Origin of the sequence: Shimia fortis, from assembly GCF_040225985.1 — a bacterium.
Lineage (GTDB): Bacteria > Pseudomonadota > Alphaproteobacteria > Rhodobacterales > Rhodobacteraceae > Shimia.
Genome location: NZ_JBBPEU010000042.1, coordinates 1 through 774 on the forward strand (window position 1 = coordinate 1; position 774 = coordinate 774).

General features: G+C 53.5%; 1 protein-coding gene. It reads left to right on the top strand.

The annotated features are described in order from the left end of the window. The coding region (locus WNE31_RS18410; protein ID WP_349981398.1) for a hypothetical protein at nucleotides 1-423 on the top strand (423 nt) is incomplete at its 5' end. Nucleotides 424-774: the final 351 nt, after the last annotated feature.

Consider the following 774-nt stretch of genomic DNA (forward strand, 5'->3'; position numbering starts at 1 on the left):
GGTCAGAACAACCCAGTCAACAGTTACGGCGCCGTTTTCGTCTTTGCGGAAGTTTTTGATGAATTTGATCATGGTTTTGTCCCTCCAAAGGATCATTTGATTTTCAGTCTCACCCTGCCGGGTCCTTGTGAGCCGCTCTCTCTCTTTGGCTCGTTCCCGACTTGGTATGACTGTAATATCCGCTTTGATTGGGGCACGATTTGGGCGCGATTGGTGCCTTTTTGCAGTGTTTCAGTGAATTTGCAGAGTATTACGGCCCTATTTGGGGTTTATTCACATTTTTCTTGGAATAGGGGCTTTCCGGGGCTTGCGAGTCGCGAATGCTGCCGGAGTCGGAAGCATCTGTTGGTATCTACGGCCCTGGCGGGGGAATCGGATGTCACGGGGTCAAACATCCCTGCACGTGACCAAAGCGCTTGTTGATGAGGGGGGCGGCAGGCGGCTTTCGTTGAGAGTCCTGAATGGGCGCGTCATGAACGGCAGTAATGCTGGGCTCGAAATGATCTGAAATCGAAACGGCCTGGGAAAGGCCTTCAAAAAAGAAAAAGGGCTGTATCGGAACCCCGATACAGCCCTGATCTTTGCCGCGAGGCGATCAGCTTATTGGCCGATCTCGCCTGCGATGTCGCCAGCTGCCTGAGCGGCCAGGGTGTTGGTGTTGGCTTCGATCGCGGTGTAGGCTGCGACGGCCAGGCCAACAACGGCTGCGGTCAGAACAACCCAGTCAACAGTTACGGCGCCGTTTTCGTCTTTGCGGAAGTTTTTGATGAATTT